General features: G+C 50.5%; 29 protein-coding genes. 11 read left to right on the top strand and 18 right to left on the bottom strand.

Going from position 1 to position 25,908, the window contains the following annotated elements:
- Nucleotides 1–15: 15 nt before the first annotated feature.
- From cysW to AC3WQT_RS15170, 11 genes are all read right to left on the bottom strand, one after another.
- Nucleotides 16–921, bottom strand: coding sequence for a sulfate ABC transporter permease subunit CysW (gene cysW / locus AC3WQT_RS15220; protein WP_492704817.1), 906 nt, complete (start codon nucleotides 919–921; stop codon nucleotides 16–18).
- 2 nt (nucleotides 922–923) lie between these two features.
- On the bottom strand, nucleotides 924–1,778 hold the full coding sequence (gene cysT, locus AC3WQT_RS15215; RefSeq protein ID WP_492704815.1) for a sulfate ABC transporter permease subunit CysT: 855 nt from the start codon (nucleotides 1,776–1,778) through the stop codon (nucleotides 924–926).
- Nucleotides 1,779–2,051: 273 nt separating this feature from the next.
- Nucleotides 2,052–2,897, bottom strand: a complete 846-nt coding sequence (locus AC3WQT_RS15210; protein WP_492704813.1) for an EAL domain-containing protein — start codon at nucleotides 2,895–2,897, stop codon at nucleotides 2,052–2,054.
- A 25-nt stretch (nucleotides 2,898–2,922) separates the two neighbouring features.
- A complete protein-coding gene (locus AC3WQT_RS15205) occupies nucleotides 2,923–3,138 on the bottom strand; it encodes a TOBE domain-containing protein (RefSeq protein ID WP_110256421.1) in 216 nt (71 codons plus the stop codon).
- Between the two features lie 18 nt (nucleotides 3,139–3,156).
- The gene (locus tag AC3WQT_RS15200; RefSeq protein ID WP_492705050.1) at nucleotides 3,157–4,080 is read right to left on the bottom strand and encodes an ATP-binding cassette domain-containing protein; all 924 of its coding nucleotides are present in this window, start codon (nucleotides 4,078–4,080) and stop codon (nucleotides 3,157–3,159) included.
- Complete coding sequence (gene ssuC / locus AC3WQT_RS15195; RefSeq protein WP_492704811.1) at nucleotides 4,080–4,964, bottom strand: aliphatic sulfonate ABC transporter permease SsuC; 885 nt, start codon at nucleotides 4,962–4,964, stop codon at nucleotides 4,080–4,082. Before ssuC ends, AC3WQT_RS15200 begins: the two co-directional genes overlap by 1 nt.
- A gap of 9 nt (nucleotides 4,965–4,973) precedes the next feature.
- Nucleotides 4,974–6,119: an FMNH2-dependent alkanesulfonate monooxygenase gene (gene ssuD / locus AC3WQT_RS15190; protein WP_492705048.1), complete on the bottom strand. Its 1,146-nt coding sequence runs from the start codon at nucleotides 6,117–6,119 to the stop codon at nucleotides 4,974–4,976.
- Between the two features lie 120 nt (nucleotides 6,120–6,239).
- Nucleotides 6,240–7,220, bottom strand: coding sequence for a sulfonate ABC transporter substrate-binding protein (locus AC3WQT_RS15185; RefSeq protein WP_492704809.1), 981 nt, complete (start codon nucleotides 7,218–7,220; stop codon nucleotides 6,240–6,242).
- Between the two features lie 5 nt (nucleotides 7,221–7,225).
- The gene (locus AC3WQT_RS15180) at nucleotides 7,226–8,206 is read right to left on the bottom strand and encodes a sulfonate ABC transporter substrate-binding protein (protein WP_492704807.1); all 981 of its coding nucleotides are present in this window, start codon (nucleotides 8,204–8,206) and stop codon (nucleotides 7,226–7,228) included.
- 104 nt (nucleotides 8,207–8,310) lie between these two features.
- A complete protein-coding gene (gene ssuE, locus AC3WQT_RS15175) occupies nucleotides 8,311–8,883 on the bottom strand; it encodes an NADPH-dependent FMN reductase (protein ID WP_492704806.1) in 573 nt (190 codons plus the stop codon).
- 31 nt (nucleotides 8,884–8,914) lie between these two features.
- On the bottom strand, nucleotides 8,915–9,934 hold the full coding sequence (locus tag AC3WQT_RS15170) for a sulfate ABC transporter substrate-binding protein (RefSeq protein WP_492704804.1): 1,020 nt from the start codon (nucleotides 9,932–9,934) through the stop codon (nucleotides 8,915–8,917).
- A gap of 397 nt (nucleotides 9,935–10,331) precedes the next feature.
- On the opposite strand from AC3WQT_RS15170, the gene AC3WQT_RS15165 reads away from it, so the two are divergent.
- Nucleotides 10,332–10,898: a glutathione peroxidase gene (locus AC3WQT_RS15165; RefSeq protein ID WP_492704802.1), complete on the top strand. Its 567-nt coding sequence runs from the start codon at nucleotides 10,332–10,334 to the stop codon at nucleotides 10,896–10,898.
- Nucleotides 10,899–10,908: 10 nt separating this feature from the next.
- On the opposite strand, the gene AC3WQT_RS15160 is transcribed toward AC3WQT_RS15165, so the two are convergent.
- On the bottom strand, nucleotides 10,909–11,712 hold the full coding sequence (locus tag AC3WQT_RS15160; protein ID WP_492704800.1) for an IclR family transcriptional regulator: 804 nt from the start codon (nucleotides 11,710–11,712) through the stop codon (nucleotides 10,909–10,911).
- 135 nt (nucleotides 11,713–11,847) lie between these two features.
- Between AC3WQT_RS15160 and AC3WQT_RS15155 the strand changes: the two genes are divergently transcribed.
- The 3 genes from AC3WQT_RS15155 to AC3WQT_RS15145 are packed head-to-tail and all read left to right on the top strand — an operon-like array spanning nucleotide 11,848 to nucleotide 14,794.
- The gene (locus AC3WQT_RS15155; RefSeq protein ID WP_492704798.1) at nucleotides 11,848–12,810 is read left to right on the top strand and encodes an MBL fold metallo-hydrolase; all 963 of its coding nucleotides are present in this window, start codon (nucleotides 11,848–11,850) and stop codon (nucleotides 12,808–12,810) included.
- A gap of 56 nt (nucleotides 12,811–12,866) precedes the next feature.
- Entirely contained in the window at nucleotides 12,867–14,543 is a 1,677-nt protein-coding gene (locus tag AC3WQT_RS15150; protein WP_492704797.1) for an FAD-dependent oxidoreductase, read from the top strand.
- Nucleotides 14,543–14,794 (top strand): DUF2783 domain-containing protein, encoded by a 252-nt coding sequence (locus AC3WQT_RS15145; protein WP_492705046.1) that lies wholly within the window; start codon nucleotides 14,543–14,545, stop codon nucleotides 14,792–14,794. Before AC3WQT_RS15150 ends, AC3WQT_RS15145 begins: the two co-directional genes overlap by 1 nt.
- Here AC3WQT_RS15145 and AC3WQT_RS15140 read toward each other — a convergent pair.
- Nucleotides 14,791–15,411 (bottom strand): TetR/AcrR family transcriptional regulator, encoded by a 621-nt coding sequence (locus tag AC3WQT_RS15140; RefSeq protein WP_492704795.1) that lies wholly within the window; start codon nucleotides 15,409–15,411, stop codon nucleotides 14,791–14,793. The genes AC3WQT_RS15145 and AC3WQT_RS15140 overlap by 4 nt on opposite strands.
- Nucleotides 15,412–15,672: 261 nt before the next feature.
- Here AC3WQT_RS15140 and AC3WQT_RS15135 point away from each other — a divergent pair, with 261 nt between their 5' ends.
- Genes AC3WQT_RS15135 through AC3WQT_RS15105 form a run of 7 tightly spaced genes read left to right on the top strand, consistent with a single transcriptional unit; the run spans nucleotide 15,673 to nucleotide 21,468 of the window.
- Nucleotides 15,673–16,974 (top strand): NAD(P)/FAD-dependent oxidoreductase, encoded by a 1,302-nt coding sequence (locus AC3WQT_RS15135; protein ID WP_492704793.1) that lies wholly within the window; start codon nucleotides 15,673–15,675, stop codon nucleotides 16,972–16,974.
- A 2-nt stretch (nucleotides 16,975–16,976) separates the two neighbouring features.
- Nucleotides 16,977–17,786 carry a DUF1365 domain-containing protein gene (locus AC3WQT_RS15130; RefSeq protein WP_492704791.1) on the top strand — a complete coding sequence of 270 codons (810 nt, stop codon included), beginning with the start codon at nucleotides 16,977–16,979 and terminating at the stop codon, nucleotides 17,784–17,786.
- On the top strand, nucleotides 17,783–19,048 hold the full coding sequence (locus AC3WQT_RS15125; protein WP_492704789.1) for a class I SAM-dependent methyltransferase: 1,266 nt from the start codon (nucleotides 17,783–17,785) through the stop codon (nucleotides 19,046–19,048). Before AC3WQT_RS15130 ends, AC3WQT_RS15125 begins: the two co-directional genes overlap by 4 nt.
- A complete protein-coding gene (locus AC3WQT_RS15120; protein WP_492704787.1) occupies nucleotides 19,045–19,644 on the top strand; it encodes a chalcone isomerase family protein in 600 nt (199 codons plus the stop codon). The genes AC3WQT_RS15125 and AC3WQT_RS15120 overlap by 4 nt, the downstream gene beginning before the upstream one ends.
- Nucleotides 19,645–19,681: 37 nt before the next feature.
- On the top strand, nucleotides 19,682–20,233 hold the full coding sequence (locus AC3WQT_RS15115; RefSeq protein WP_492704786.1) for a DUF3833 domain-containing protein: 552 nt from the start codon (nucleotides 19,682–19,684) through the stop codon (nucleotides 20,231–20,233).
- Entirely contained in the window at nucleotides 20,230–20,997 is a 768-nt protein-coding gene (locus tag AC3WQT_RS15110; protein ID WP_492704784.1) for an SDR family NAD(P)-dependent oxidoreductase, read from the top strand. Before AC3WQT_RS15115 ends, AC3WQT_RS15110 begins: the two co-directional genes overlap by 4 nt.
- The gene (locus AC3WQT_RS15105; protein WP_492704782.1) at nucleotides 20,998–21,468 is read left to right on the top strand and encodes a nuclear transport factor 2 family protein; all 471 of its coding nucleotides are present in this window, start codon (nucleotides 20,998–21,000) and stop codon (nucleotides 21,466–21,468) included. It abuts the gene before it with no gap.
- 1 nt (nucleotide 21,469) lies between these two features.
- Here the strand turns inward: AC3WQT_RS15105 and AC3WQT_RS15100 are convergent, their stop codons facing one another.
- The 5 genes from AC3WQT_RS15100 to AC3WQT_RS15080 form a co-directional block, all read right to left on the bottom strand.
- Nucleotides 21,470–21,898 carry a nuclear transport factor 2 family protein gene (locus AC3WQT_RS15100; RefSeq protein WP_492704781.1) on the bottom strand — a complete coding sequence of 143 codons (429 nt, stop codon included), beginning with the start codon at nucleotides 21,896–21,898 and terminating at the stop codon, nucleotides 21,470–21,472.
- Between the two features lie 104 nt (nucleotides 21,899–22,002).
- Nucleotides 22,003–23,211: a phospholipase effector Tle1 domain-containing protein gene (locus AC3WQT_RS15095; RefSeq protein ID WP_492704780.1), complete on the bottom strand. Its 1,209-nt coding sequence runs from the start codon at nucleotides 23,209–23,211 to the stop codon at nucleotides 22,003–22,005.
- Nucleotides 23,212–23,222: 11 nt separating this feature from the next.
- The gene (locus tag AC3WQT_RS15090; protein ID WP_492704779.1) at nucleotides 23,223–23,732 is read right to left on the bottom strand and encodes a hypothetical protein; all 510 of its coding nucleotides are present in this window, start codon (nucleotides 23,730–23,732) and stop codon (nucleotides 23,223–23,225) included.
- 576 nt (nucleotides 23,733–24,308) lie between these two features.
- Complete coding sequence (locus AC3WQT_RS15085) at nucleotides 24,309–24,623, bottom strand: HU family DNA-binding protein (RefSeq protein ID WP_492704778.1); 315 nt, start codon at nucleotides 24,621–24,623, stop codon at nucleotides 24,309–24,311.
- A 236-nt stretch (nucleotides 24,624–24,859) separates the two neighbouring features.
- Nucleotides 24,860–25,894: a hypothetical protein gene (locus tag AC3WQT_RS15080; protein ID WP_492704777.1), complete on the bottom strand. Its 1,035-nt coding sequence runs from the start codon at nucleotides 25,892–25,894 to the stop codon at nucleotides 24,860–24,862.
- Nucleotides 25,895–25,908: the final 14 nt, after the last annotated feature.

The raw sequence follows: 25,908 nt of genomic DNA, 5'->3' as shown, positions 1-25,908 counted from the left end.
GAACCCCTTCTCTCTTTATTCTTGTGGTACTTGGCGGTTTTCATTGGTACGCCATTCGACTAATGTTTTCAAAGCGAGTGTCAGCAAGGCCAGCAGGGTCAGCAATGAAGCGACAGCAAAGGCGGCAGTGAAGTTGTACTCGTTATATAAAATCTCGACTTGCAGCGGCATGGTATTGGTCTCGCCGCGGATATGGCCAGACACCACCGATACCGCACCAAACTCGCCCATGGCACGGGCATTACACAGGATCACGCCATACAGCAAACCCCATTTAATATTTGGCAAAGTCACGTACCAGAAAGTCTTCCAGCCGGATGCGCCGAGCACCAGTGCAGCTTCTTCTTCTTCACTGCCTTGCGCCTGCATCAACGGTATCAATTCACGGGCAACGAATGGAAAAGTCACGAAAATGGTCGCCAGCACAATGCCGGGTACCGCAAACAAGATCTTGATCTCATGCTCACGCAGCCATTCACCAAACCAGCCCTGGGCACCAAACAGCAAGACATAGATCAGGCCAGAAATAACCGGTGACACTGAGAACGGCAAATCGATCAGCGTCAGCAAAACATTCTTGCCACGGAATTCAAATTTGGCGATAGTCCAGGCTGCAGCCACACCAAATACCAGGTTCAGCGGCACGGCTATGCTGGCGGCTATCAAAGTCAGCTTGATCGCTGACAAGGCATCTGGTTCTATGATGGCTGCCAGATAAACTTCCCAGCCCTTTTTCAAGGCTTCAGCAAAAACGGCTGCCAGTGGAATGAACAAAAACAGTGTCAGGAAAAGCAATGCGGTAACCGACAAAACGATGCGTACCCATAGCGGCTCCAGCGTTGCTGCCGGCGTAATCACGGGTTCATGTCTGCGGGTAGCGACGGGCGTCTTGACCGGCGTAGTGATGGTGGCGCTAGTCATAATTAGTCTCTCCCTGCATTTTGGCGGCTGCGCGTCCAGGCTTGCAGCGCATTAATCGTCAGCAGCAGGCTAAATGACAGTAAGAGCATGACCACGGCAATCGCCGTCGCCCCGGCATAATCATATTGTTCAAGTTTGGTAATCATGAATAGCGGCGTAATTTCAGAAATCATGGGCATGTTGCCAGCGATAAAAATCACTGAACCATATTCGCCAGTGGCGCGGGCAAAGGCCAGTGCAAAACCTGTCAGCAGGGCCGGTAAAATGCTGGGTAATATCACGCGTAAAAAGGTTTGCAGGTGGCTGGCCCCGAGGCTGACGGCGGCTTCTTCCAGTTCTTTTTCGGCTTCTTCCAGTACAGGCTGGACTGTGCGCACCACAAAAGGCAGGCCGATAAAAGTCAGGGCAATCAAAATACCCAGAGGCGTGTAGGCAACCTTAATGCCAAGTGGTGTCAGCAATTTGCCTATCCAGCCATTTGGTGCATACAGGGTAGCCAGGGTAATACCTGCGACAGCGGTAGGCAGGGCAAATGGCAAGTCAACCAACGCATCGATGAGTCGTTTGCCAGGAAACTTGTAACGCACCAGCACCCAGGCAACGATGCCGCCAAAGAAGACATTGATCAGCGCACCCAGCAGGGAAGCACCAAAAGTCAGGCGGTAAGAAGCCATCACACGGTCAGAAGTGACGGTGTTCCAGAAAGCTTCCCAGGTCATGGTGAAAGTTTTCAGGAACACGGCAGAAAGCGGTATCAGGACGATCAAGCCCAGATAAAACAGGGTAAACCCTAGAGAAAGGTGGAAGCCGGGTATCACCCGCCTTGCCTTTTTATTTGATCCTGGAAACTGCGCCATGCTTAGCCTTTATTACAGATATGACTATCGATGAGCAATCTTCCCAGTATTTTGTTATATAGAAAACGAATTTTTTCTTATGCTTAAATGCGTTTTTCGCATATAGATTAGTCGTTAACAAGCGAAAATGCCAAAACATTATTCATAAGACACTGGATTGGCGATGGACTACCCATTTCCCGCTTTACATATGCAGAACGCAAAAAAGCAGAGACCACCTCTGCAATCATTGCATTCGTGATCCCTGCGCTTATTTGCTTGATATTGAAAAACTCAGGCCAGTTTGAATTCTTCTTCGTAATGGAAAGTCAGCTTGCTTTCTTCACGGCTTAATAAAGCCGCTTTAGGCAAATCAAACAAGAACCCCTGCAACAGATAAGGACTGGCAGTCTGGTTGGCATCGCGCAATGTCTGCAGGCGTTTCTGGTTTTCTATACGGCGAAAGATGATGTGGCACTGCGCGCGGTCAGCCTGTTCCAGCAAACGCACCTGCGCCTCTGCATCATTGGCCAGACTGATATCAACCTTGATGGAAGCAGGCCGTATGCGTTCCAGCAAGTCTGCTGCCTGTTCAAGACTTGCTGCGTGCAAGCCTATGCGGAAACCATTGCGCCGGTAATTCTCTGCAACATGGGTCAACACCCAGCGCTGGCTGGGCGTAATCTGTGGCAATTGCAAGACAATATCCGGGTGTGGCAATTCCAGCACATCAAGGATGCGGCGGAAGGCCATGCCATGATTCCCCTCCACTGCCGCCAGCAAGCGGCTATGCACACTCAGATATAAATCCAGCTTGCTACTTTCTGGCTGCCGATAAAAATTCAGGGCATGCAAGAGCCGACATAAACGGTCCAGTTCTACCGACTCATCATCATTGGCGGCGTTTTCCAGCAATTTCCAGATATTCAGACCCTGGTCATCACTGGCATAACTACGTGCGTACGCCTCATAGGCAACAATACGGCCATCATCACCAGCACGTATGGCCTGGAAGGCGCTGGTCAGTGTGGAATTAAAATAACGTCCGCGGGCACGCCCTTGTTCATCCAGCCACAAGTTGGTGGTGGCCAGCGTACTTTGCAGACGACTCAGATAGTTTTGCAATGCGGGAGAATGCATGCCTGCCTCAGCTTAAAAATTCTATCTATAACTTGGCGATAGAAACTTCTGTCGCTTTTACCAACGCCACGACTTCTGAACCGATGACCAGGTTCAAGTCCTTGATGGAGCGTGTAGTAATGACAGAAGTGACGATGCCTGCCGGCGTCTCGACATCGACTTCGGACACAACTGATCCTTCGATGATGGCCTTGATCTTGCCGCGAAATTGATTACGTACGTTGATAGCTTGTATGCTCATGGTAAATCCTAAAAAAGTTTAAATAGCCCAGGCGACCTGATGCACAGTCCTGTGCAAGGACAAGTCGCCTAATTCAGTGTCAGGTGTTACTGACGGTTTTTGCAATACACGCTGCAAGATACGTTCTTCCAGTTCGGCAAATTTTGGATTGCCGCGCGCGCGTGGGCGGGGTAAGTCGATTCTGGTATCAAGTGTGATCTGACCATCTTCTATCAGGATCACACGGTCTGCCAGGGCAATGGCCTCCTGCACATCGTGGGTCACCAGTACAGCAGTGAAGCCACGCTGCTGCCACAGGCTTTCAATCAGGTTTTGCATTTCAATGCGGGTCAGTGCATCGAGTGCCCCCAATGGTTCATCAAGTAATAACAGGGCAGGTTCATGCACCAGGGCCCTTGCCAGCGCAACACGCTGACGCTGGCCACCGGACAATACCGATGGCCACTCGTCAGCGCGCTCTGCCAGCGCGACCTTTTCCAGAGCCTGACAGGCCCTGGTCTTGTCACTGCCCAGACCCAGTGCTACGTTGGCGATCACAGACTTCCAAGGTAACAGGCGAGAATCCTGAAACATCACCCTGGTATCTGGCTTATCTTGCGTTTGCTCTGTACCAAATTCCAGACTACCGCTATCAGCCTGTTCCAGACCTGCAATCAAACGCAACAAAGTACTCTTGCCGCAACCACTGCGGCCTATGACGGCGACAAATTCGCCGGGTTCTATGTGCAAATTCAGTGACTTCAATACCTGGCGGCCCTGATACGACTTTTGTATGAGACGCAGATTGAGTTCAGTACCAGTGCTGCCTGTCGTACGCCCTACATCGCCAGGTAGGGGCAGCCATTCACTTTTGGCTGTCTGCTCCCAACCACCATCAAGCTCATCACGCAAGGCTACAATGTCTGCAACAGCACTCATGGGAAACTCTGGAAATTGACGCATCATGCTGCCTTCCTCTGATAGCCCGGATGCCAGCGCAGGAAATACTGTTCCCCCGCCTTTGACAACACATCGGCCAGCTTACCCAGCAAGGCATATAAAAGTATGCCAACCAGCACCACATCGGTCTGTAAAAATTCACGTGCATTCATGGTCATATAGCCTATGCCAGCCTGGGCAGAAATGGTTTCTGCGACGATCAGCAAGACCCACACCAGACCAAGGGAAAAACGCACACCCACCAATATTGAAGGCAAAGCGCCTGGCAAGATCACATCGCGATATAAAGCCCAGCCAGACAGCCCATAGCTTTGTGCCATTTCTATCAAGCCTTTATCTACGGTCCGTATGCCATGAAAGGTGTTCAGGTAGACGGGAAAAAATACGCCCACCGATACCAGGAACAGCTTGGCTGCCTCATCAATACCAAACCACAAAATCACCAGCGGTATCAAGGCCAGTGCGGGAATATTCCTGACCATTTGCAGCGTCGTATCCAGCAAGGTTTCTGCGAAGCGGAAACTACCTGTCAGCAAACCCAGCAAAAGACCCAGTCCGCCACCTACTGCAAAGCCGGAAATCGCGCGCCATAAACTGGTCTTGGCATGCACCCAGATTTCACCAGAGACTGCCAGTGTCCAGAATGCTTTTATCACCGCCAACGGTTCAGGCAAGATACGGCTCGATAACCAGCCAGTCTGCGCCGCCAGTTGCCAGAACAGGATCAATGCTACTGGTACCAGCCACGGCAAACCCCGCTTCAGCAGGCGCACGCTGGCCTGGCGAAAGACATCCGGCTTTTTTGTCGTGAACTGTGCTGCATGGCTGGAGCCACCCTGCGCATAGGTGGCAGCAAATTCGCTCACTTCAGTAATCATTGGTCCCATATTACCTCCCTAGCTTTGTGATACCTTGGGGACGATGCCATTGGCCATGACTTCACCAAACGGGCCAGTCAGACTGCTGGAAACACCGGGCACTTCCTTGCCTATCAGAGGGAATACCAGTTCTGAGAAACGGTAAGATTCTTCCAGGTGTGGATAGCCTGAGAAAATAAAAGTGTCTATGCCCAGTGCCTGATATTCCTTGATGCGTGCCGCCACAGTTTCAGGGTCGCCCACCAAAGCAGTTCCCGCGCCACCGCGCACCAGACCTACGCCAGCCCACAAGTTGGGCGACACCTCCAGCTTGTCGCGCTTGCCACCATGCAGGGCGATCATGCGTTGCTGGCCGACTGAATCCATCCTGGAGAATGCAGCCTGGGCACGGGCGATGACATCGTCATCGACATAACGGATCAGGTCTTCTGCGGCTTTCCAGGCTTCGTCATTGGTTTCACGCACGATGACATGCAGGCGTATGCCAAAGCGCAAGGTCCTGCCATGTCTGGCTGCGCGTTCTCGCATGTCAGCAATCTTGGCCGCCACGGCTGCAGGTGGTTCACCCCAGGTCAGGTAAACATCCACCTGTTCTGCGGCCAGCTCATGCGCTGGTTCAGAAGAACCGCCAAAATACAAGGGCGGATAAGGCTTTTGCAAAGCAGGGTACAAAGTCTTGGCACCCTTGACCGTAATATGCTTGCCTTCGAAATCATAACCGGCATCCCCACCCTCCCCGGAAAGCGAAGCGCGCCAGATGCGCAGGAATTCGTCGGTGATTTCATAGCGTTTTTCATGATCGGCAAATACGCCATCGGCTTCCAACTCACCCTGATCACCACCGGTAACGATATTGATCAACAAACGCCCTTTGGATAAACGGTCAAAGGTAGCGGCCATGCGCACAGCCAGGCCGGGGCTACTCAAACCCGGACGTATCGCCACCAGAAATTTCAGCTTGCTGGTCACGCCTATCAAACTGGAGGCGACTACCCAGGCATCTTCGCAAGAACGGCCAGTCGGCAAGAGCACGCCATCGTAACCCTGGGTATCTGCCGCAACCGCAATCTGTTTCAGGTAGTCATGGCTGACCTGACGTGCGCCTTGCGTAGTTCCTAGATAGCGGCTATCGCCGTGGGTAGGGATGAACCAGAATATATTCAAACTCATTATTTGCTCCTGTATTTTTCTAGTGTCATAGTTAGAGGCTTTTGCAAAATTAAGCTGGCTAGGCGCCCCCGGCAAGACGGCGCAACAACGCCAGATTAATTTTGCGAGAGCCTCTCATAATTTCGTGCCCGGTGGCAGCCATACTGCATCACGCACAATGACAGCTTTGGGTATCAATTTTTGTTGATAGAAATTGTCAGCAACTCTTTGCTGTTCATCGACTATATTTTGGGTCAAATACACCACTGGAGAACGTGGCCGGCGCTCCAGAAAACTGGCGATGGTTGGCTTATCCAGACCAGTGCTGGCGGCAATGATGGCCACTGCCTCATCGCGATTCTTTTGCACGAAAGTGTCGCTGCGTGTCAGTTCTTCAAACAGCACTTGTATGACTTTGGGATATTTGTCGGCAAAGCTGCGTGCTGACAAATAGTGCGACAGATTGTTGACCAGCCCCTTGCCAGTCGCCAATATTCTTGGCGCGGCACTTTGTTCGATTGCTGCCCAGTACGGGTCCCAGATAGCCCATACATCAACACTGCCACGCTCGAAAGCTGCACGCGCATCAGCCGGCGCCAGGTAGACAGGAGTAATGTCTGACCACTGCAAACCAGCCTGTTGCACGGCACGTAAAACATGGTAATGCGCGCTTGATCCTTTTTGAATGGCGATCTTCTTGCCCTTCAAATCTGCCAGTGTGCGTATGCTCGAATCCGGTTTCACCAAGATCGCACTGACGCCTGGCTTGGCAGGTTCAGCGCCGACATACACCAGATTGCTGCCCGCAGACTGGGCAAAGATAGGCGGCGGTTCACCGGTAGTGGCAAAGTCTATACTGCCAACTGACAGGGCTTCCAGCATTTGCGGGCCTGCTGTAAATTCAAACCAGGTAACTTTCACACCTTTCAATTGCTGTTCCAGCGCTTGCCTGTGTTTCAGCAGAGTCAGGTTGACTGAACTTTTTTGAAAACCTATGCGCAACTCTTTAGGTAACTCTTTAGGTAGATCATTTGCTGCGGCAAAGGCTGCTGCAGGCAGCATGCTGCTCAAAGCAAGAGTCAATAACAGGCGGCGGATGGCAGACAATTTCATCATTCACCTCAGGTCTTGACTGCAAATACCGCATCACGGATATTGATGCGCTTGGGTATCAGCTTCAGATCTGCAAAGGTGTCAGCTATGCTTTGTTGTTCCTTGATGACTTGCTCAGTGAGCGGCTTGACGCCAAAACCAAAGCGTGAAGTCGACAATTCCACGATGCTGGTTTCCAGCCCGGTTTGCGTAGCCAGTATGCTGGCAACTTCCTTATGATTTTTTGCAGCCCATTCATCGACCTTGGCCAGTTCTTCGAGAACGATGCGCAAAACTTCAGGACTTTTTTGCGCATAAGGCCGCGCTGCCAGATAGAACTGGTGATTGCTGACCACGCCTTTACCATCAGCCAGTACCCTGGCACCCAGTTGCTTTTCAGCGGCAGCCAGGAACGGGTCCCAGATCACCCATGCATCGACACTGCCGCGCTCGAACGCAGCACGCGCATCGGCAGGCGGCAAGAAGATGACTTCAACATCCTTGTAATTCAGCCCGGCTTTTTCCAGCACCTTCACCAGCAGGTAATGGACGTTGGAACCTTTGTTCAAAACGACTTTTTTACCCTTGAGTTCTGCTACTGATTTCAAGCTGGAATTCTTGGGGACGATGATGGCTTCACCACCTGGTGCTGGCGGTTCATTACCGACATACAATAAATCTGCACCGGCAGCTTGGGCAAAAATCGGTGGTGCTTCACCCGTCGTACCAAAATCGATGCTGCCTACATTCAAGCCTTCCAGCAATTGAGGGCCTGCTGGAAACTCTGTCCACTTGACATCGACACTCAGACCAGCCAGACGCTTATCCAGCGCCCCTGTCCCTTTCAGTACAGTCAGTGTTCCATACTTCTGATAGCCTATGCGCAGACTGCTCTTGTTCTGGGCAAAGGCTTTTGGCAAGACCACACTCAGGGCGGCGGCTGTCAGGGCAGACAGGCGGGTCAGAGTAAGACGTTTTGCTTTGCTGGTGACTTGAAATTTGCGGCTCATTTTCTACTTTCATTTTTTTGACAAGGCTTCCCCCTGCCAGGCTCGCCAGCATGAAAGGAAATGTATTTTTGAGGTTTAAATCTGTACTTAGATCATCAAGATCATCAACAAGGCAGAAGTGCTTCAGGTACCGCCTGTACCGGGCTGCGTAACAAACTCAGGCTATCAAGCAAGAGTTGTACGCCATCTTCCACCCGGTTTTGTATTGCTGCATCAAGCTGCAAACCATGCAACTCAGACCAGCTGACTTGTGCATCCGTCGCATAAATACTGGGCAAAATATGGCGTGCCGATAAGGAGGCTAGCACCGGGCGCAGCCCATAATCGAGCGCCAGCATATGTGACTGGCTGCCACCGGTTGCCAGCGGCAAGACCAGTTTCCCGGCGAGACCATCCTGCGGCAGGATATCCAGAAAACTTTTCAACAAGCCGCTATATGCTGCTTTGTAAATGGGCGTCGCAATTACTATCGCATCCGCCCTGGCCAACAGGCTTTTTGCCGCCGATAATTCTGGATCAGAAAAATCAGCATGCATCAAAGCCTGGGCAGGCAAGTCACGGACATGCAGACTGCTGGTACGCTGCCCTTGTTCATTGAGCTTGATACCCACATGATTCAGCAAACGTGCTGAACGTGAGGGGGAAGAGGGGCTTCCCGACAGCAGTAAGATGCGCATTTTCTTGCCTCCGGTTTTCTAAATACTAAGCTTATTTTTTGCCTGGTTGATAAATCTGGTCAAAAATTCCGCCGTCAGCAAAATGCTCTTTTTGCGCCTTGGTCCAGCCACCGAAAGTGTCATCAATGGTAAACAATTTCAATTTCGGAAATTGTGCTGCATATTTTTTCGAGGCTTTTTCTGTCGTCGGGCGATAGTAATGTTTAGCGATCGTGTCCTGACCTTCATCGGTGTACAGGTAGTTCAGATAAGCTTCTGCCACTTTGCGGGTGCCACGGCGGTCTGCAACTTTATCGACCACAGCGACCGAAGGTTCGGCGAGGATACTGGTGGATGGCGCCACAATCTCTACCTTGTCCGGGCCCAGTTCCTTGATAGCCAACAGGGCTTCGTTTTCCCATGCCAGCAAGACGTCGCCTATGCCACGTTCAACAAAAGTCGTGGTGGCACCGCGAGCACCAGAGTCCAGCACCGGTACGTTTTTATACAGTTTGGACAAAAACTCTTTTGCCGTGGCTTCGCTACCGCCCGGCAATTTCAGGGCATAACCCCAGGCTGCCAGATGATTCCAGCGCGCACCGCCTGAAGTTTTTGGATTAGGTGTGATCACGGCCACGCCAGGTTTGACGATGTCAGCCCAGTCCTTGATACCCTTGGGGTTGCCCTTGCGCACCAGGAAGACGATGGTAGAAGAATAAGGGGAGGCATTGTGCGGCAAGCGCTTTTGCCAGGCTTTGTCGAGCAAGCCTTTTTCCGCCAACGCATCAGTGTCATAGGCCAGTGCCAGTGTCACCACGTCAGCATCGAGGCCATCAATCACCGCACGTGCCTGCTTGCCAGAACCGCCATGCGATTGTTTGATGGTGATATTGTCACCCGTTTTGGCTTTCCATTGCTTGGCAAAAGCCTGGTTCACATCCTGATATAACTCACGGGTTGGGTCATAGGAAACATTAAGCAGATTGATATCCGCCGCTACTGCGGCAGATGAAAATGCGGTAGCAAAGCTTGCTACGATGCTTATTGCGAGGATTATTTTTTTGATCGTCATTTCTAAGTCCAGGGAAGTAATAATTTTTATGAGGAGTACAGGATAAAACGGCTCTATATAAATTAAAACGAAGTGTTTCGATGTTTTATATGCGTTTTTGGCATATGCGAAAGTGCCTGTTCGAAAACCAAAATCTCACCACAGTGGAAGGAAAGGCATCTTGCAAGATGCCTTCGTGACACAGGCGAGCGGGCATCCCGCCCGAATTCCCTGCAGCACTAAAGACGGGGCACAGAGGTATGCAGAAAAACCGTTATAAATATAATACTGTTTGATCGCCCTGTCTCTTTATTAACAGATGCAAGATGTCTGTTCATCATCTTAAACACTTGGTCTTCAACCTACATATTTCCGCAAGACTGAGCTAAGATGACATCCTCTTCTTCAGGAGTTAGCCATGTTGCGACGCACACCAATTCAAGTTGCTGTTTTTTTGGGTTTGATCACTTGCTCATTGGGAGCGTGGGCAGATACCGGGGATGCCTGTCCGGCTGTGTTGAACCATAAATTCAAGCGCCTGCAAGATGAAGCGCCGCAAGATCTTTGCCAGTACAAGGGCAAGGTCGCACTGGTCGTAAATACTGCCAGTTATTGTGGTTTCACCAAGCAGTATGAAGGTCTGGAAGCCATGTATGCGAAATACAGCGACAAGGGCCTGGTGGTACTAGGCTTTCCATCCAATGATTTTGGCAAGCAGGAACCGGGCAATGACAAACAAATTGCCGATTTTTGCTTTAATACCTATGGTGTGAAATTTCCCATGTTCAGCAAGTCTGCAGTGATGGGCAAAGATGTCAATCCCATGTATGCGCAAATGATCAAGGCGACGGGGACGACACCTAAATGGAATTTTTACAAATACCTGATAGACCGCAAAGGTAATGTGGTGGCCGCTTATTCCAGCGTTACTACACCAGACGATAAAAAGCTGGTCGCCGATGTAGAAAAGGCACTGGCAGAATAATAACTCCCTCTTATTTAGGCGCAGATTTGGACATATAGCCCAACTGATGTGACAAGGAGCTGGCACTGGCGCGCAAAGCCTGTGCCAGCTCTCCATGCCAGTCTGTATCAAAACTGCCCTTGGGGCCAGTAGCGGTAATCACCAGGCTCAGTGTCTGGGCATGATTGAAGACCGGTGCGCTGAGGGCATTGATGCCGGGTATGGGTAAACCCTGTGCCCTTGCCAGCCCCTGTTCACGTACCTCTGCCAGTACGCCAGCAATATCCCGGGTTGTCATCTGTACACCTGCCTGCCCTATCACCAGCTCATCTTTAAGTTCCCTGATAATCACCTTGTCGACCAAAGCTTGCGGCAAGAAAGCAGAAAACACCAAACCTGTTGCAGTACCCAGCATGGACATCACCGAGCCCGCATGCATATTCACATGGATGGGGCGGCTGGATTCTGCGATGTACACCACGGTAGGGCCATGACTGCCCCACACCGCCAGTGCGACGGTTTGATCTGTGGTTGCTGCCAGACGGGTAATTTCAGGTATCGCCAGCTTCACTGGCGACATTTGCTGCAGGCTGACCAGGCCCATCTGCAGTGCAAAGGGGCCAAGCTGGTAAGCGCCAGTGGCCGCATCCTGCTCCACCAGCCCCAATTTACCAAAGCTGACCAGATAGGCATGTGCCTTGGAAGCTGGCATGCCACTCTCACGCGCCAGATCACCCAGGGACATGGCACGACCAGAGCTGACCAGGGCATTCAGGATCAGGCCGCCGACTTCTATGGCGCCTATGCCGCGTCTTTCCTTGCTTTTTTCTACCATGGCTGCCTCTTGATTAATCTGAATTCATTTTACTATTAACAAATGCATTTACAAATAACGAATTAATGCTTATTCTTGTTTTCTGTCGCATGCTTCATTTTTAAGCATGCCTTGCACCGATCAAAGGATGTTGTCATGACCACCAAACAATTCGCCTCCCACGCTGACCTGGAAGAAAAGAAAGTCAGCTTCCAGCAATTATCCGAACATGCCTACGCCTACACAGCTGAGGGTGACCCGAATACCGGCATCATCATCGGTGACGATGCCGTCATGGTCATCGATACCCAGGCTACACCCATCATGGCGCAGGATGTGGTGCGCCGTATCCGTGAAGTCACTGACAAACCCATCAAGTATGTGGTGATGTCACATTACCATGCGGTGCGCGTACTCGGTGCCAGCGGCTATGTGGCGGAAGGGCTGGAGCACATCATCGCCAGCCGCGACACTTATGACCTTATCGTCGAACGTGGCGACGCTGACATGAAGAGCGAAATAGGCCGCTTCCCGCGCCTGTTCCGTAATGTTGAAAGCGTACCCGGCCTGACCTGGCCGACGATTACCTTCAAAGGTGCAATGTCGATCTGGCTGGGCAAGCTCGAAGTGAAGCTCATGCAGGTAGGTCGTGGTCATACCAAGGGTGACACCATCGTCTGGCTGCCGCAGGAAAAAGTCCTGTTCTCTGGTGACCTGGTTGAATTTGGTGCGACACCCTATGCGGGCGACGCCTATTATTCAGACTGGCCGCAAACATTGAGTAATCTGGAAGCGATGAAAGCCGAAAAATTGGTGCCTGGCCGAGGTGCGGCCCTTACGACACCAGAACTGGTGGCGGCAGGTCTCAGTGAAACCCGTTCTTTCATCAGCGACTTGTTTGCCAGCGTCAAGGCAGGCCAGCAACAGCAGCATGACTTGAATACCATCTACAAGAATACTTATGCCGCCTTGAAACCCAAGTATGGCCATTGGGTGATCTTTGATCATTGCCTGCCGTTTGATGTGACGCGGGCATTTGATGAAGCCTCGGGACATGTTGATCCACGGGTGTGGACGGCGGAACGGGATGTGGAGATGTGGAAGAGTTTGGAAGGATAGTTTTTAAGTTCAAGACCTCTCAACACAGACAGAGAACAGCAAAGAGGAAGCGTATCTTGCTCAGCACTTATCAATATCAAAAATTCCCTTTCGTGGCTCCAGCGGAATTACAGACGAAGGAAATCACACGCCGTAAAGTTGTGATAGTCGGTGCTGGCCCCGTTGGTTTGGCGGCGGCGATAGATTGCAAATTGCAGGGGCTGGATGTGCTGGTGCTGGATGATGATGATACGGTGTCGGTAGGTTCACGCGGCTTATGCTACGCCAAGCGCACACTGGAAATACTCGACAGGCTAGGGGTGGCAACGGCAGTGCGTGACAAGGGTGTGGAGTGGAATGTAGGGCGCACTTTCTTTCGCAAGGATGAGGTATTCAATTTCAATCTCTTGCCTGCGCCTGACCACAAGCACCCTGGCATGGTGAATTTGCAGCAATACTATCTGGAAGAATTCCTGGTACAGCGGGCGATGGAGCTCGGCATTGAGTTGCGCTGGAAGAGTCGCGTCACTGCGATTGAGCAAGCTGAAGAATTTTCCACCTTGCAGATAAGCACACCTGAAGGTGATTACAGCCTGCAAGCCGACTGGCTGATCGCCTGCGATGGTGCGCGCAGCCCCCTGCGCCAGATGCTGGGACTGGAAGTTGAAGGCAAGGTTTTCATGGACAGGTTCCTGATTGCCGATGTCGTCATGAAGGCTGATTTTCCGGCAGAGCGCTGGTTCTGGTTTGACCCGCCTTTTCATCCTAATCAATCGGTACTGCTACACCGTGAAGCCGACAATGTCTGGCGCATAGACTTTCAACTGGGCTGGGATGCCGATCCGGTGGAAGAACGCAAACCCGAAAACGTGATACCACGCATCAAGGCCATGCTGGGGGACGACAGGGAGTTCGAACTCGAATGGGTCAGCGTGTATACCTTCCAGTGCCGGCGTATGGAAAAATTCCGCCATGGCAGGGTGCTGTTTGCTGGCGATGCGGCACATCAGGTTTCCCCCTTTGGGGCACGCGGCGCAAATTCCGGCATACAGGATGCAGATAATCTGGTGTGGAAACTCAAGCTGGTCGTCGATGGCAAAGCGCCGGACGGCCTGCTCGATACATATTCGGATGAACGCGTATTTGCAGCTGATGAAAATTTGTTGAATTCAACACGCTCTACTGATTTCATCACGCCTAAAAGTGCCATCAGCAAATGCTTTCGCAATGCAGTATTAAGCCTGGCGCAGGAACATGTATTTGCGCGCAAGCTGGTCAATTCCGGGCGCTTGTCGGTGCCGGCCATCCTGTCAGTTTCGACTTTGAATACACCTGATAACAGCAAGTTCGATACAGCTCTGCAAACTGGTGCACCGTTTGAAGACGGACCTGTTGCAGATCAAAAAAAATCAGGCTTCCTGATCGATTATTTGCAGCCAGTTTTTCATGGCCTGTATTTTTGCGATACTGTATCTGACATTCCTGATACACATCTGGCTGCGATCAAGGCTTTGGAACAAGATGCAATTCCAGTAGCCACGCTCATCATCAGCAAACAGGAAAGTTCACTCAATGACCATCTTGTCTTGACTGACATCAAGGGTCTGCTGCATCAGCGATATGGCGCAAGCAAGAGCAGCTATCATTTGCTCAGGCCTGATCAGCACCTGACCGCACGCTGGCAAAAGTTTGAACTTAATCAGGTACGCCAGGCAGTACAAACTGCCAGCGGCAAATCATCGGGAGTGGCATGATGCCTTTGAACCTGCAAGCAAATTTTCATTACACTGATAAATCAGCACAACGCGATTACAGTGCTGGCGATGACTTTTATCAGCTACTGATAGACAGTCATCGCGATCTCAGCGATGAAGCCAGCGCTGCCCTGAATGCCAGGCTGATCTTGCTGCTGGCAAATCACATCGGTGACATCAGCGTTTTGCAGGACGCCCTGCGCCTTGCTGCAGAAAACAAAGAATCAGATCAATCAACTAAATCTCCTTAATTTTTCCGCGCTTCATTCGACAAAAAACCACCGATGGTCGCATGCACCATGGCATCCACAATTTGCTCATGCGTCAGGCGCTTGTCGCGCAATAAAAACTCCATGGTCGGATCACAGGCGCGTGAATACAGGGTGTAGACCAGGACATCATCCGGCACCAGCGGTGTCAAAGCACCCTGCTCTCTGGCTTGCTCCACGAGCGCATAGAAGCGCTTGTTGACACGCAAGGCCACCATCACATACTCCAGGTTCAGCATCAGGCTGCGCTGCAAAGCCAGGCTGGTTGAGGGCAGATGCGGTACCCCACCTTGCAGGCGCAGTCGCAAAGACCAGGCCAGGATATGCCTGATCTTGTCTATCGCTGGCATCTCCGCCGCCAAAGTGTCCAGTTCCGCCTGGGTCGCCTTCAGGAGCCGCGTCATGGCTGCCCCTGCCAGCTTTTCCTTGGACGAAAAATGCTTGTACAGACTGCCCTTGGCAATCCCTACCGCGTCAGCGACATCATCCATGGTCATCAAGTCATAGCCTTTTTCTGACAAAAGGCGATTGACGGCATCAATGATGGCTACTTCACGGGCATCAAACTGTTGTTTTTTAAAGGGAATCCGGATTTCCATTATTTTTTCTGCGCAAATAAAAACTTTGTAGTATATTTTGTGACTGATCAGTCACAAAATGAAATTCATGGTCATATTCTAACCCAAGGTGGCTTCTTTATCGGAGAAATTATCGTTCATGGCAACGGTAAAACTCCTGAATCCAAAGAACTGCAGCTTGCGTATGTATGAACACGGTCCAGCCAGTGAATTACAGGTCGGATCAAAGTAATCGCTTCACTATAAATATATTTTTACTACTTTCCTGGGCAAAGTCAGACTATGAAAATCGCTGTCATTGGTTCCGGCATCTCCGGCCTTTCCTGCGCATACGAGCTTTCCAAAGCAGGGCATGAAATCAGCCTGTTTGAAGCCAATGATTATTTTGGCGGACATACCCATACGGTCGATGTCAGTCTCGAAGGCCAGACTTATGGAGTAGATACCGGCTTCCTGGTATTCAATCACAAGACTTATCCTAACCTGGTCAACCTGTTTAAGGAACTTGGCATCGCGACTGTTGCGACCGACATGTCTTTCTCGGTCAAGATGCCCTTGGGTAAAAATGGCAGCCGCCTGCTGGAATGGGCAGGAGCGAATCTTGACACTGTATTCGCCCAACGCCGCAATCTGTTGAGCCCAGCGTTTATACGCATGCTGCGCGATATCTTGCGCTTTAACAAACAAACAAGTGCGCTGGCAACAACGCAAGATCATCCAGACTTCAAGCAGCCGCTGGGCAGCTTCCTCGACCAGCATGCTTATAGCAAAGAATTCCGTGCCTGGTATCTGCTGCCAATAGCAGCCTGCATCTGGTCCTGCCCTACTGAAACCATGATGGCTTTTCCGCTGTCGTCTTTCGTGAATTTTTGCCATAACCACGGCTTGCTGCAAGTGAATGACAGGCCGCAATGGCAAACCGTCAAAGGTGGTGCAAGGCAGTATGTGGAAAAAATCCTGCCAAGAATTGCGCATAAGCATTTGCAAACCCCGGTATTAAACGTGCGCGAAAAAGCACCGGGCGCAATTGCTGTCCAGACTGAACATGGCACGCAAACATTTGAACATGTCGTGATCGCCAGCCACAGTGACCAAAGCCTGAAAATGCTGGTTGATGCTGACCTGGCGGAGCGTCAGATTCTGTCGTCGGTCAAATACCAACCTAATCGCGCTGTACTACATACCGATGCCAGTGTATTGCCGCAAAATAAAAAAGCCTGGTCAGCCTGGAATTATCAAAGCGAAAGCGGCAACGAGCCACGTGTCTGTGTGCACTACCTGATCAATCAATTACAACCCCTGCCCTTCAAGACACCCGTTATCGTCACCTTGAATCCGATTCAAGAACCGGCGACAGCCAGCATTATCAACAGCTTTGATTATTCCCACCCCGTATTTGATGCGATGGCCATCAATGCACAAAACCAACTGGTGAATATTCAGGGCAGGAGAAATATCTGGTTTACCGGTGCCTGGACGGGTTATGGCTTCCATGAAGATGGCTTGAAATCTGGCTTACGTGTCGCGGAATGCATACTCGCGCGCGCAGAAGCTGTCTACGAAAAAATGATACACGCAGCCTGAACATGAGCACGCCGACCTCCACATCAACTGTCATTTTGTGCACTGGCGAAGTGATGCACAAGCGCTTGCGCCCGACAAAAAATGCCTTTCGCTACGGCGTATTTTTTATCCGGGTGCCTGTGCGCAAGATCAATCACATAAGCACGCCCACACTGTTTTCTGTGAACCGCTTTAATGCCCTGTCTTTCCACGAACGTGACCATGGAGATGCACGCCAGCCACTGGTGCAATGGATAGATGGTTTGCTGGAAAGCGAAGGCATTACAGATGCCGTTGGTGATATCTGGCTGCAATGCTTTCCACGCGTGTTTGGTTATGTGTTTAATCCTGTGTCTTTCTGGTTTTGTCATCATCAGGATGGCAGCTTGCGTGCCGTCGTTTGCGAAGTACGCAATACCTTTGGCGAGAAGCATTTATACCTGCTGGAAAAAGGTGGCAAGCTGGCCAATGGCGAAGAATTACAAGCCAGGAAAATCTTCCATGTCTCGCCCTTCTGCAAGGTGGAGGGCAGCTATCGCTTCCGCTTCATGCAAGCTCAGCAAGATATGGTCGGGCAAGACGCAGGACATGCACAGAAAAAACACCTGGCGCGCATTGACTATGCCGATGCAGAAGGCCCGCTATTACTCACCAGCGTTTCTGGTCGTGAACAGACCATGAGTAATACCCGCTTAGTCCAGGTCATGTTGCGCTACCCCTTCATGACTCTGGGCGTGGTGCTGCGCATTCATATACAAGCACTGCGTCTGTGGATCAAGCGTGTGCCCTTTATTTCCAAACCTGTCCCTCCTACTGAAGAGTTAAGCCGATGAGCAGCCTACATCCCACCTTTGCCTCTGGCACTGCAAGCGCTGGTAACAATGCCGCAGCAAACGCACAACTGAATAGCAAACACTTTCCAGCGCAAGCCAGGTTTGTCCTGAGCCTGCTTAACAAACTTGAGCATGGCTGCCTGACCATACAATTCCCGGATGGGCAAACTGCCAGCTTTGGCCGCGCCTATGAAGGCTGGCAGCATGTGAGCCTGCATTTGAAAGACTGGGAATTATGTCGCGCGGTACTCAAGTCTGGTGATATAGGCTTTGCCGAAAGTTATATCGCCGGCCACTGGACCACCAGCAGCCTGACTGGTTTGATAGAACTGATTTCGCATAATCGCCAACAACTGGAAAGCGTTATCTATGGCAGTTGGTGGGGCAATCTTATCTATAGGCTCAAGCATCTGCTGAACCGCAATTCTCGCACAGGCAGCAAGAAAAATATTCATGCCCATTATGACATAGGCAATGAATTCTACAAGCTGTGGCTGGACCCATCGATGACGTATTCCAGCGCAATTTATTCTGACGAACAAGAACAGTCACTGGAAGAAGCACAGCAAGCAAAATACCGGCGCATATTGCAGCAACTGGCATTGCCAGAAAATGCCAGATTGCTGGAAATAGGTTGTGGCTGGGGTGGCTTTGCCGAGATGGCAATACGTGATGCCGGTGCCCACGTCACTGGCCTGACTCTCTCTACCGAACAATTGCAATATGCCCAAGAGCGCCTGGCCCATGCGGGCTTGCATGGACAGAGTGATTTAAAAATAGAAGATTATCGCGATGCAAATGGTAGCTATGACGCGATCGCTTCCATAGAAATGTTTGAAGCCGTAGGTGAAGCTTACTGGCCTGGTTATTTTGATTGCCTGCAACGTAACCTGAAACAAGGTGGCCGTGCCTGCGTACAAAGTATAGTCATCGCGGACGAATTATTCGAACGCTACCGCAAGGGTACGGACTTTATACAACAATACATTTTCCCCGGTGGCATGTTGCCATCGATAGAAAAGTTCCATGCCATGGCTGCCGCTTACGGTATGGAAGTATTGGACACGTATAACTTTGGCCTGGATTATGCGCGCACCCTGCTGCACTGGCGCCATGCATTCATGGAAAAACTGGCGCAGGTCAAGACCCAGGGTTTTGACGACGAATTCCTGCGCACCTGGGAATTTTACCTGGCCTATTGTGAAGCAGGCTTCCGTGCAGGAAGTATCAATGTCACGCAATTCACTTTGAGAAAAAAATGAACTCCGCTCTCACCTTGCGCAAACTATGTTTGTCTTTACTGGTTTCAGTGACAGCAATATCTGCGCACGCAGCGGATGTTCCTGCAAACCCGCCACTTGCACCAGCACACATCAGTGAAGAAATTCCGCAAGCCAGTTTGCAGGGTACAGGCAGTTTTCGCTGGTTTGGCCTGCATATTTATGACGCAAGCTTGTGGTCTGCACCTGAAGGCTATAAGCCGGATAGAGACAAGTCGGATAGCGCTCGGCCACAAAAATTTGCGCTGGACCTGGCGTATGCCCGCACTTTATATGGTGGCAAGATCGCCGATGCCAGCATAGACGAAATAGAAAAGCTCAAGCTGGGCACACCAGAAAAGCGGGAACGCTGGCTGGCACAGATGAAGAAAATTTTCCCCGATGTAAAACAGGGCACGCACATTACCGGCATTTATATACCGAATGAAGCGGCCAGGTTTTATTTGAATGGGAAATTGCTGGGTGAGATACGCGACGCAGAATTTGCTCATGCTTTCTTCGCCATATGGCTGGACAAGAAAACCTCAGCGCAAAATTTGCGCACCAGGCTGCTGGGCAGCAAAGCCGCCGCCAATTAAGCGCCTCCTCAAGAGGACACTCACATCAGGAAAGCATATGTTGAAGCACACCTACCGCTTATTTTTCTGCAGCCTGGTCTTGTTGCTGACATCCTGTGCCAGCCAATACGAACCTGGCCGTTACCGCAATGAGATACCAAAGCTGGATATACAAAACTATTTCAACGGCAAACTTGATGCCTGGGGCATGTTCCAGGACAGGTCAGGTGCCATCGTCAAACGCTTTACAGTGGTCATGGATTGCCAGTGGTCAGGTGACATTGGTACGCTCAATGAAGACTTTACTTACTCAGATGGCAGTAAGCAAAAACGCATCTGGACGTTGAAGAAAGTAGGGGATGATCAATTTACCGGGACTGCGGCTGACGTCATAGGCGAAGCCAGGGGTCAAGTATCAGGCAATACCCTGCACTGGAATTATGTCCTGGCATTGCCGGTCGATGGCAGCGTCTACAACGTGGATTTTGACGACACAATGGTCTTGATGGATGACAAGGTCATGCTGAACCGCGCCCTCATGCGCAAGTTTGGGGTTGAACTTGGCAGCGTCACTTTATCCTTCACAAAGCGTAGTAACACCACGCCATGAATCCCGCCATCCGTGACTGGCAGGGCAAACGCATCTGGATCATAGGTGCCTCCAGCGGCATAGGTGAAGAAACTGCCAGACTACTGTTAACGCGGGGAGCCAGAGTTGCCTTGTCCGCACGCAAGCTGGCGCAACTGGAAAAGATTGCAGCAGACTACCCCATGGCTGAGGCCATGGCAGTAGATATCTGCGATCACGCCAGCATAGTGGCTTGCCATGCAGGCTTGATAGAAAAATGGGGCAGCATAGACTTTGTACTTATCGTCGCGGGCAGCTACAATGAAATGCGGGCAGACAGTTTTGATCTCGCTGCAGTCAACAGCCTGATAGACATTAATTTGCGCGGCGTCTACCAATGCCTGGATGTGGTTTTGCCTGCCCTGCTAAAACAGGGTAGCGGCGGCATAGGTATCGTTGGCTCGGTGGCAGGTCTCTCAGGTTTGCCCAAGGCACTGGTGTATGGTCCGACCAAGGCGGCGATTATCAATTTGTGTGAATCTCTGTATCTGGATTTAAGCCCTAAAAATATTGCGGTGTATATGATTAACCCTGGTTTTGTCGAAACACCGATGACAGCCGGAAATGATTTCAAGATGCCAGCCCTGATGAGCGCGCCTGAAGCGGCATTGGCCATTGTCAAGGGGATGGAAAAGGGCGACTTCCATATTCACTTCCCGCATCGTTTTACGAACTGGCTAAGACTGGCTCGCCTGCTCCCGTACCGCAGCTATTTTTATCTGGTTCATAAAGTCACAGGTTTATAAATGCCTATTAATGATATGCCTGCTACTGATTTGCCCCTTCCTGATCATCAAGTCAGCCTGGACAAACTCATCGCCTTCTTTGAATCCATTTCGCTGGCAAGCTGCCAGGATTTGTCTGGCATCTATACTGAGGATGCTTATTTTAAAGACCCGTTCAACGAGCTACACGGACTGGCTGCCATCAATCAGGTATTTCAGCACATGTTCGTGCAGGTACATGAGCCACGCTTTCGCATTACTTCATCGGTGCTGCAAAACGATAGCGCCTTTCTGGTCTGGGATTTTTTATTCACGATGAAAAACTTCAATGCCGCACCACAACGCATACGTGGTGCCACGCATATACGCTTTGCTGACGATGGCAGGGTGAATTTTCATCGCGATTACTGGGATGCGGCGGAAGAGTTGTATGAAAAGCTGCCCGTGCTAGGCAGCTTCATGCGATTTTTGAAGAGTCAGGCACGCAAGTAGATTACTTGCCTGCTTTATAAGCTGGCAGATATTGCGCCAATCTCGCCCCCATTTCCTGCCCCAGTGCTTGCAAGCCGCTCATGGGCCTGACCATGACTTCAAAATCGACGATTTTGCCATCGGCATCAAAGCGTATCATGTCTATACCCTTGAGCTGCTTGTCGCCTACATTGGCGCTGAATTCGAGTACGATATTCAAGCCATCGTCAGAAGACAGCTCACGGTGATAAGTGAAATTTTCAAACACTTTGACGACCGTACCCAAAATCAGCACGACAGCCTGAGCGCTGGCATATGGCTGATGTGCCATGGGTGAGCGGAATACTGCATCCGCATGCACGATGGATGGCAGGGCACTCAAATCTTTACTGGCAATCATCTCATGCCAGGTTTGCAGGGAAGCGGCAACAGCTGCAGGCAGGTTTTTCATCGTCATCCTCTTTTTGAAAAGCCCGGCATGCCAGGCTCAATATGAAAAGGACAATCTTAGACCAAAACCCTGCCTGTATGTAATTTTGCCAAAATGAAGCTTGTTTACAACTTAGGCTGTACCGGTTTCGCCGCCTCAGGGGTACGCGATAATAATCGGCTTGAAGGGCTGTCGTCCGCACTCAGGACATTCAGGTCAGCCCCTGGTCTGGTGATGGTAACCGCTTTGATACTATCGCTGAATGGCTCAGCCACTTTCTTGTCGACTGGCTCTACCGCTCTGCCCAGTGGGTCTTGCTTGGGCGTGATACCACGCTCCTCTACCCTGCGGTAAAAGAACTGATGTTGTGTCGAATCGTGGATAACGCTTTTCTCTGGCTCCACCGGCACTTCGCGCTTCAAGATCATGGCTGAACCCAGAGTCGCATTCAGATAACCGCTCATCAGGTTGAAATTGCGCGTGGACAAGCCATTGAGTTCATAGCCACCACCAACATCACTATGGCAGCCAGCCGTTGTCACACCCAGGAAACGCTTATCAGCCGACAACCCTTGAGGAATGATGTTATCTGCCGGGAACAAAGAACGATGCTCATCGCCAGCCTTGATCTGCAAGCCACTGAGTACTGAATCGGCAGGTCGCCTGTCCTTGCGCTCTGGTGCGCCGGTAGCAACTGGGTCATACATGGCCAGTGCCTGGGCGACCTCGCCAGGCTCACGCAATGGCGGCGCCGTATAAGTAATCTTGTCATCCTTGAGTCCCAGAGGATAGGTGTCCACCTTCCTGGCATTCGGGTCCTGGATACCTCGTTCATCCACCAGCCTTGTAAAACCTGCAGCCTGCTCAGCACCCCGGCTGAAACCGACAGAAACGACACTGATCTTGGCGTCCGGATTTTCTTTCAGCCACGCCGCTGCCTGACGGTCAAACTGTTCATACATATCTTCCAGGCGCTCCTGATATGTACCACCAGTAGCGCCATCCAGAGCGCCCCTGAGACCACCCTGCGTACCAGGCCCTTCTTTATAATAACCACCGATATTCGGGTTGGTTTGCGCTGCTGCTTCAATCTGATCCTTCAACAATCCCACGTTGGTAATGTGTTTGGGATCGTGAATCGCGTCGTTACCTGTGCCGTCGAACAAGGCGACGAAAACGCGTGAGTTGGGGTCCTTGCTGTCGTATAACTGTGGCACCTTGAAGGCATTGATTTCCGTTTCTGCCTTGGTATAAGTTGCCAGTTGTGCAGGGGTCGCCTGCTTAACGTCAACACCGTCAGATTTAACTGGATCAGATTTCACAGGATCGGTCATAGTGATTACCGTTAATAGGTTTTGGAATATGCCAGCGTGCGGTGGTCATGATGCTCGCGCGTCGATGCATCTTTCTCCAGACGTATCGTGACGAGCATGTACACATTCAGTGTGCGGTCGTTGACTTCAATGATGATGGTCGGATGACCACCAGCGACAGGGTCGGCCTTGTACAGGCGGCTCACATCATCTGTATGCAAGACTTTGCGGTCCTTGAATATTTCATCGAGATTCAAACTGGCAGACAGCTTGCTGCCATCGGCGGCTGACCACTTAACATCCACCGGACCGGCGAAAGTGATGTATGAGCCCGATTTAAAATTCGGAAACTTGTTTTGATCTTTCTCGGTCTTTGCTGGCGAAAGCTTTCCTGCGCTCAGCTTGTGCGGCGTCCCTGCATACAGCACTTCAACATCACTGGCGCTATATGCCTGTATGTTCAGATCATGTTTGGAGAATTTCAAAAAATCTTCGTTTGCCATTGCGCTAGATCCCAGTTGTGTTTGTAAAGCGATTGCCATCAAAAATCCTGCAAAATTTCGTTTCGAGAGTTTCATTTTTTGCCCGTTTTTGCAAAGAACTCATTTCATGATTCGGGTGAAATACGTTCCGGAATGATGTTAATTAAATGTACTGCACACGAATTATTATCAGAATTTCAAAAATAATCCAAGCTGCCACAGTGCAATTTGCAAACAGACGAGGAAAAACAAAGCTGGCGACTACATCTGGAATCAGCCCCTGATCATGCGTGACCGACATGCTTGGATATGATTGGTAGTGGAACACCATGCTGTGACACAAAGAACGCACGCTAAAAACTGACTTGGTGTCAGGAATTATACTTCCACGTTTTTCATTTTACAAATATTTATACAAACAAAAGTAAAAAACAATTTAGGAATTAATGACGCTGAAAAACCAACCGGGATTTTGATATGGCAGCCACTTCGTATCGAATGCACAATTAATCAGGTTTAAAGCTATTGATGGGAAAAACAAAAATGGATGCTCAAGGGCATCCATTTTTGTACTAAGGCAAGAACCAAAGCAGTCTCAGTTCATAGCTAACTCGGCTTAAACTGGCTTTACCTTGATTAATCGTCTTCGTCCTTCATGTCATCAACTGGCAGGTTATTGACTTTGTTTTGCAGGTAACGACTAGGCTTGAATTTGGGGACTTTACGATCCTCTATCATGACTGGCTCACCAGTGCGAGGGTTTCTGGCTTGTTTGGCATTTCTTTCAGCCACTTTGAAGGTGCCGAAGCGACTGATCTTGGCTTCGCCATCTTCTGTCATTTCGCGAACGATCTCATCAAAGACGAAGGTAACGATGTCTTTAACTACATTTCTGGTCAAAGTCCCCTGATATTTGCTGTAAATACGCTCGACGATGTCATGTTTTGTCATTTCTATTAAAGCTTTCTTGTTACAGCTAAAAACTGCCGATTTTCTAAAAAGCTATAATATGCCTTCATAAATTGAAAGTCAAAGCAAGCGGTAGAGGTCTGAAAATGAGGGAGCCATCCTGCAGTAGCGCTCAGGCTGAGCGGAATCACGTATCAGTGGCGCGACAAGATGAAGAAGGTCGAGCCAGCACAGGATGAAAAGACCCCGGCTTTCACTGCCCATGCTAGCAGGAAGAATTAAAGGCCGGGTATGGAGGAAGCTTTGCGTGGAAGCTCTTCTGACTGGACTTTGCCCGCACCTGCTGTACCGGTTACAGCAGCATTACTGGTACTTGCCGCAGGCTTGCCATTACGGGCAGACTCTTGCAGCCTCTTTCCTTCAGCCTCGCTGACAGTACGGGCATCCGGGCCATAACGATCCGATACTGTCATACTCTTATTTGAACGCAACTGCAAAGACAAGTCGTCCATTTGCGCCCTGACGATTTTTAGATTTACCGGGGCTAAAGTCGATGCTCTTGGCATCAGCGCGGCAGGATCTTCAGTCGCCATCTTGCGAACCAACCAATTGGATTTTAAGGCGTCTGGTAAGGGAGCCGCCTTGGTCTGGTCTGTTTTGACTCCTGCAGATTCAAAGTTTTTTGCGTAATCTGCTTGTCTGTCCAGATTGGCTTTGAGGTAAGCATTTGATTCATCCTGCATGCGTCGATTTTTTTCACGACGTGCCGGATCAAAGTATTTCTGCCGTATCTGAGCCTCTTTGTGCTCAAAATATACTTTTTGTTGTGCAGTCATTTGCTTGCCGTCACCACGATCCAGACCCAGCAAATGCAAATGCAACTTCTCCATGGTGGTATCAAGCGACCTATATTGGGGATTGGCGTCGCTGGCCTTCAATTCTGCCTGGTATCTTTTTTGGTAATCCTCAACCTGCTTACGTCTTTCAGGGGACATTTTCGCCAGTTTGGCGGCATTGTCTGCCTGCATGGTTTTAAGGATTTCATCACCATGTTTTCCTTCCATGCCGGTAATAACGGCCTGATACTTTTTGTTGTCTTCGGCTCTTAATTTTGGTACAGGGCGCGGGCTGCTCTCTGGCTTTTGCTGAGATGGAGACAATTTCCCCGCATTCACATTATCCATCTGAGTCAGATCATTGACTTGCTGCGCGTGAACATACACCGGCCATAACAAACCAAGTAGCAAAGACAAGGCGGCCGCGTGGCGCGCACTGCACTTTCTTTGCTCTGGCTGATAAAGGCGCATACTCATGTCCATTGATGCTG

This window comes from Undibacterium sp. FW305-107 (assembly GCF_058788535.1).
This window is presented reverse-complemented; position numbering and strand designations above follow the sequence as displayed.

Coding starts and splice junctions, on each gene's coding strand:
- AC3WQT_RS15125 (WP_492704789.1), top strand. CDS start 17,783: ATGAGCAGCCTACATCCCACCTTTGCCTCTGGCACTGCAAGCGCTGGT.
- AC3WQT_RS15170 (WP_492704804.1), bottom strand. CDS start 9,934: ATGACGATCAAAAAAATAATCCTCGCAATAAGCATCGTAGCAAGCTTT.
- AC3WQT_RS15120 (WP_492704787.1), top strand. CDS start 19,045: ATGAACTCCGCTCTCACCTTGCGCAAACTATGTTTGTCTTTACTGGTT.
- AC3WQT_RS15160 (WP_492704800.1), bottom strand. CDS start 11,712: ATGGTAGAAAAAAGCAAGGAAAGACGCGGCATAGGCGCCATAGAAGTC.
- AC3WQT_RS15145 (WP_492705046.1), top strand. CDS start 14,543: ATGCCTTTGAACCTGCAAGCAAATTTTCATTACACTGATAAATCAGCA.
- AC3WQT_RS15180 (WP_492704807.1), bottom strand. CDS start 8,206: ATGAGCCGCAAATTTCAAGTCACCAGCAAAGCAAAACGTCTTACTCTG.
- ssuC (WP_492704811.1), bottom strand. CDS start 4,964: ATGGGACCAATGATTACTGAAGTGAGCGAATTTGCTGCCACCTATGCG.
- AC3WQT_RS15095 (WP_492704780.1), bottom strand. CDS start 23,211: ATGACCGATCCTGTGAAATCTGATCCAGTTAAATCTGACGGTGTTGAC.
- AC3WQT_RS15205 (WP_110256421.1), bottom strand. CDS start 3,138: ATGAGCATACAAGCTATCAACGTACGTAATCAATTTCGCGGCAAGATC.
- cysW (WP_492704817.1), bottom strand. CDS start 921: ATGACTAGCGCCACCATCACTACGCCGGTCAAGACGCCCGTCGCTACC.
- AC3WQT_RS15165 (WP_492704802.1), top strand. CDS start 10,332: ATGTTGCGACGCACACCAATTCAAGTTGCTGTTTTTTTGGGTTTGATC.
- AC3WQT_RS15135 (WP_492704793.1), top strand. CDS start 15,673: ATGAAAATCGCTGTCATTGGTTCCGGCATCTCCGGCCTTTCCTGCGCA.
- AC3WQT_RS15185 (WP_492704809.1), bottom strand. CDS start 7,220: ATGATGAAATTGTCTGCCATCCGCCGCCTGTTATTGACTCTTGCTTTG.
- cysT (WP_492704815.1), bottom strand. CDS start 1,778: ATGGCGCAGTTTCCAGGATCAAATAAAAAGGCAAGGCGGGTGATACCC.
- AC3WQT_RS15090 (WP_492704779.1), bottom strand. CDS start 23,732: ATGGCAATCGCTTTACAAACACAACTGGGATCTAGCGCAATGGCAAAC.
- AC3WQT_RS15100 (WP_492704781.1), bottom strand. CDS start 21,898: ATGAAAAACCTGCCTGCAGCTGTTGCCGCTTCCCTGCAAACCTGGCAT.
- AC3WQT_RS15140 (WP_492704795.1), bottom strand. CDS start 15,411: ATGGAAATCCGGATTCCCTTTAAAAAACAACAGTTTGATGCCCGTGAA.
- ssuE (WP_492704806.1), bottom strand. CDS start 8,883: ATGCGCATCTTACTGCTGTCGGGAAGCCCCTCTTCCCCCTCACGTTCA.
- AC3WQT_RS15200 (WP_492705050.1), bottom strand. CDS start 4,080: ATGCGTCAATTTCCAGAGTTTCCCATGAGTGCTGTTGCAGACATTGTA.
- AC3WQT_RS15210 (WP_492704813.1), bottom strand. CDS start 2,897: ATGCATTCTCCCGCATTGCAAAACTATCTGAGTCGTCTGCAAAGTACG.
- AC3WQT_RS15085 (WP_492704778.1), bottom strand. CDS start 24,623: ATGACAAAACATGACATCGTCGAGCGTATTTACAGCAAATATCAGGGG.
- AC3WQT_RS15155 (WP_492704798.1), top strand. CDS start 11,848: ATGACCACCAAACAATTCGCCTCCCACGCTGACCTGGAAGAAAAGAAA.
- AC3WQT_RS15110 (WP_492704784.1), top strand. CDS start 20,230: ATGAATCCCGCCATCCGTGACTGGCAGGGCAAACGCATCTGGATCATA.
- AC3WQT_RS15105 (WP_492704782.1), top strand. CDS start 20,998: ATGCCTATTAATGATATGCCTGCTACTGATTTGCCCCTTCCTGATCAT.
- AC3WQT_RS15080 (WP_492704777.1), bottom strand. CDS start 25,894: ATGAGTATGCGCCTTTATCAGCCAGAGCAAAGAAAGTGCAGTGCGCGC.
- AC3WQT_RS15130 (WP_492704791.1), top strand. CDS start 16,977: ATGAGCACGCCGACCTCCACATCAACTGTCATTTTGTGCACTGGCGAA.
- AC3WQT_RS15115 (WP_492704786.1), top strand. CDS start 19,682: ATGTTGAAGCACACCTACCGCTTATTTTTCTGCAGCCTGGTCTTGTTG.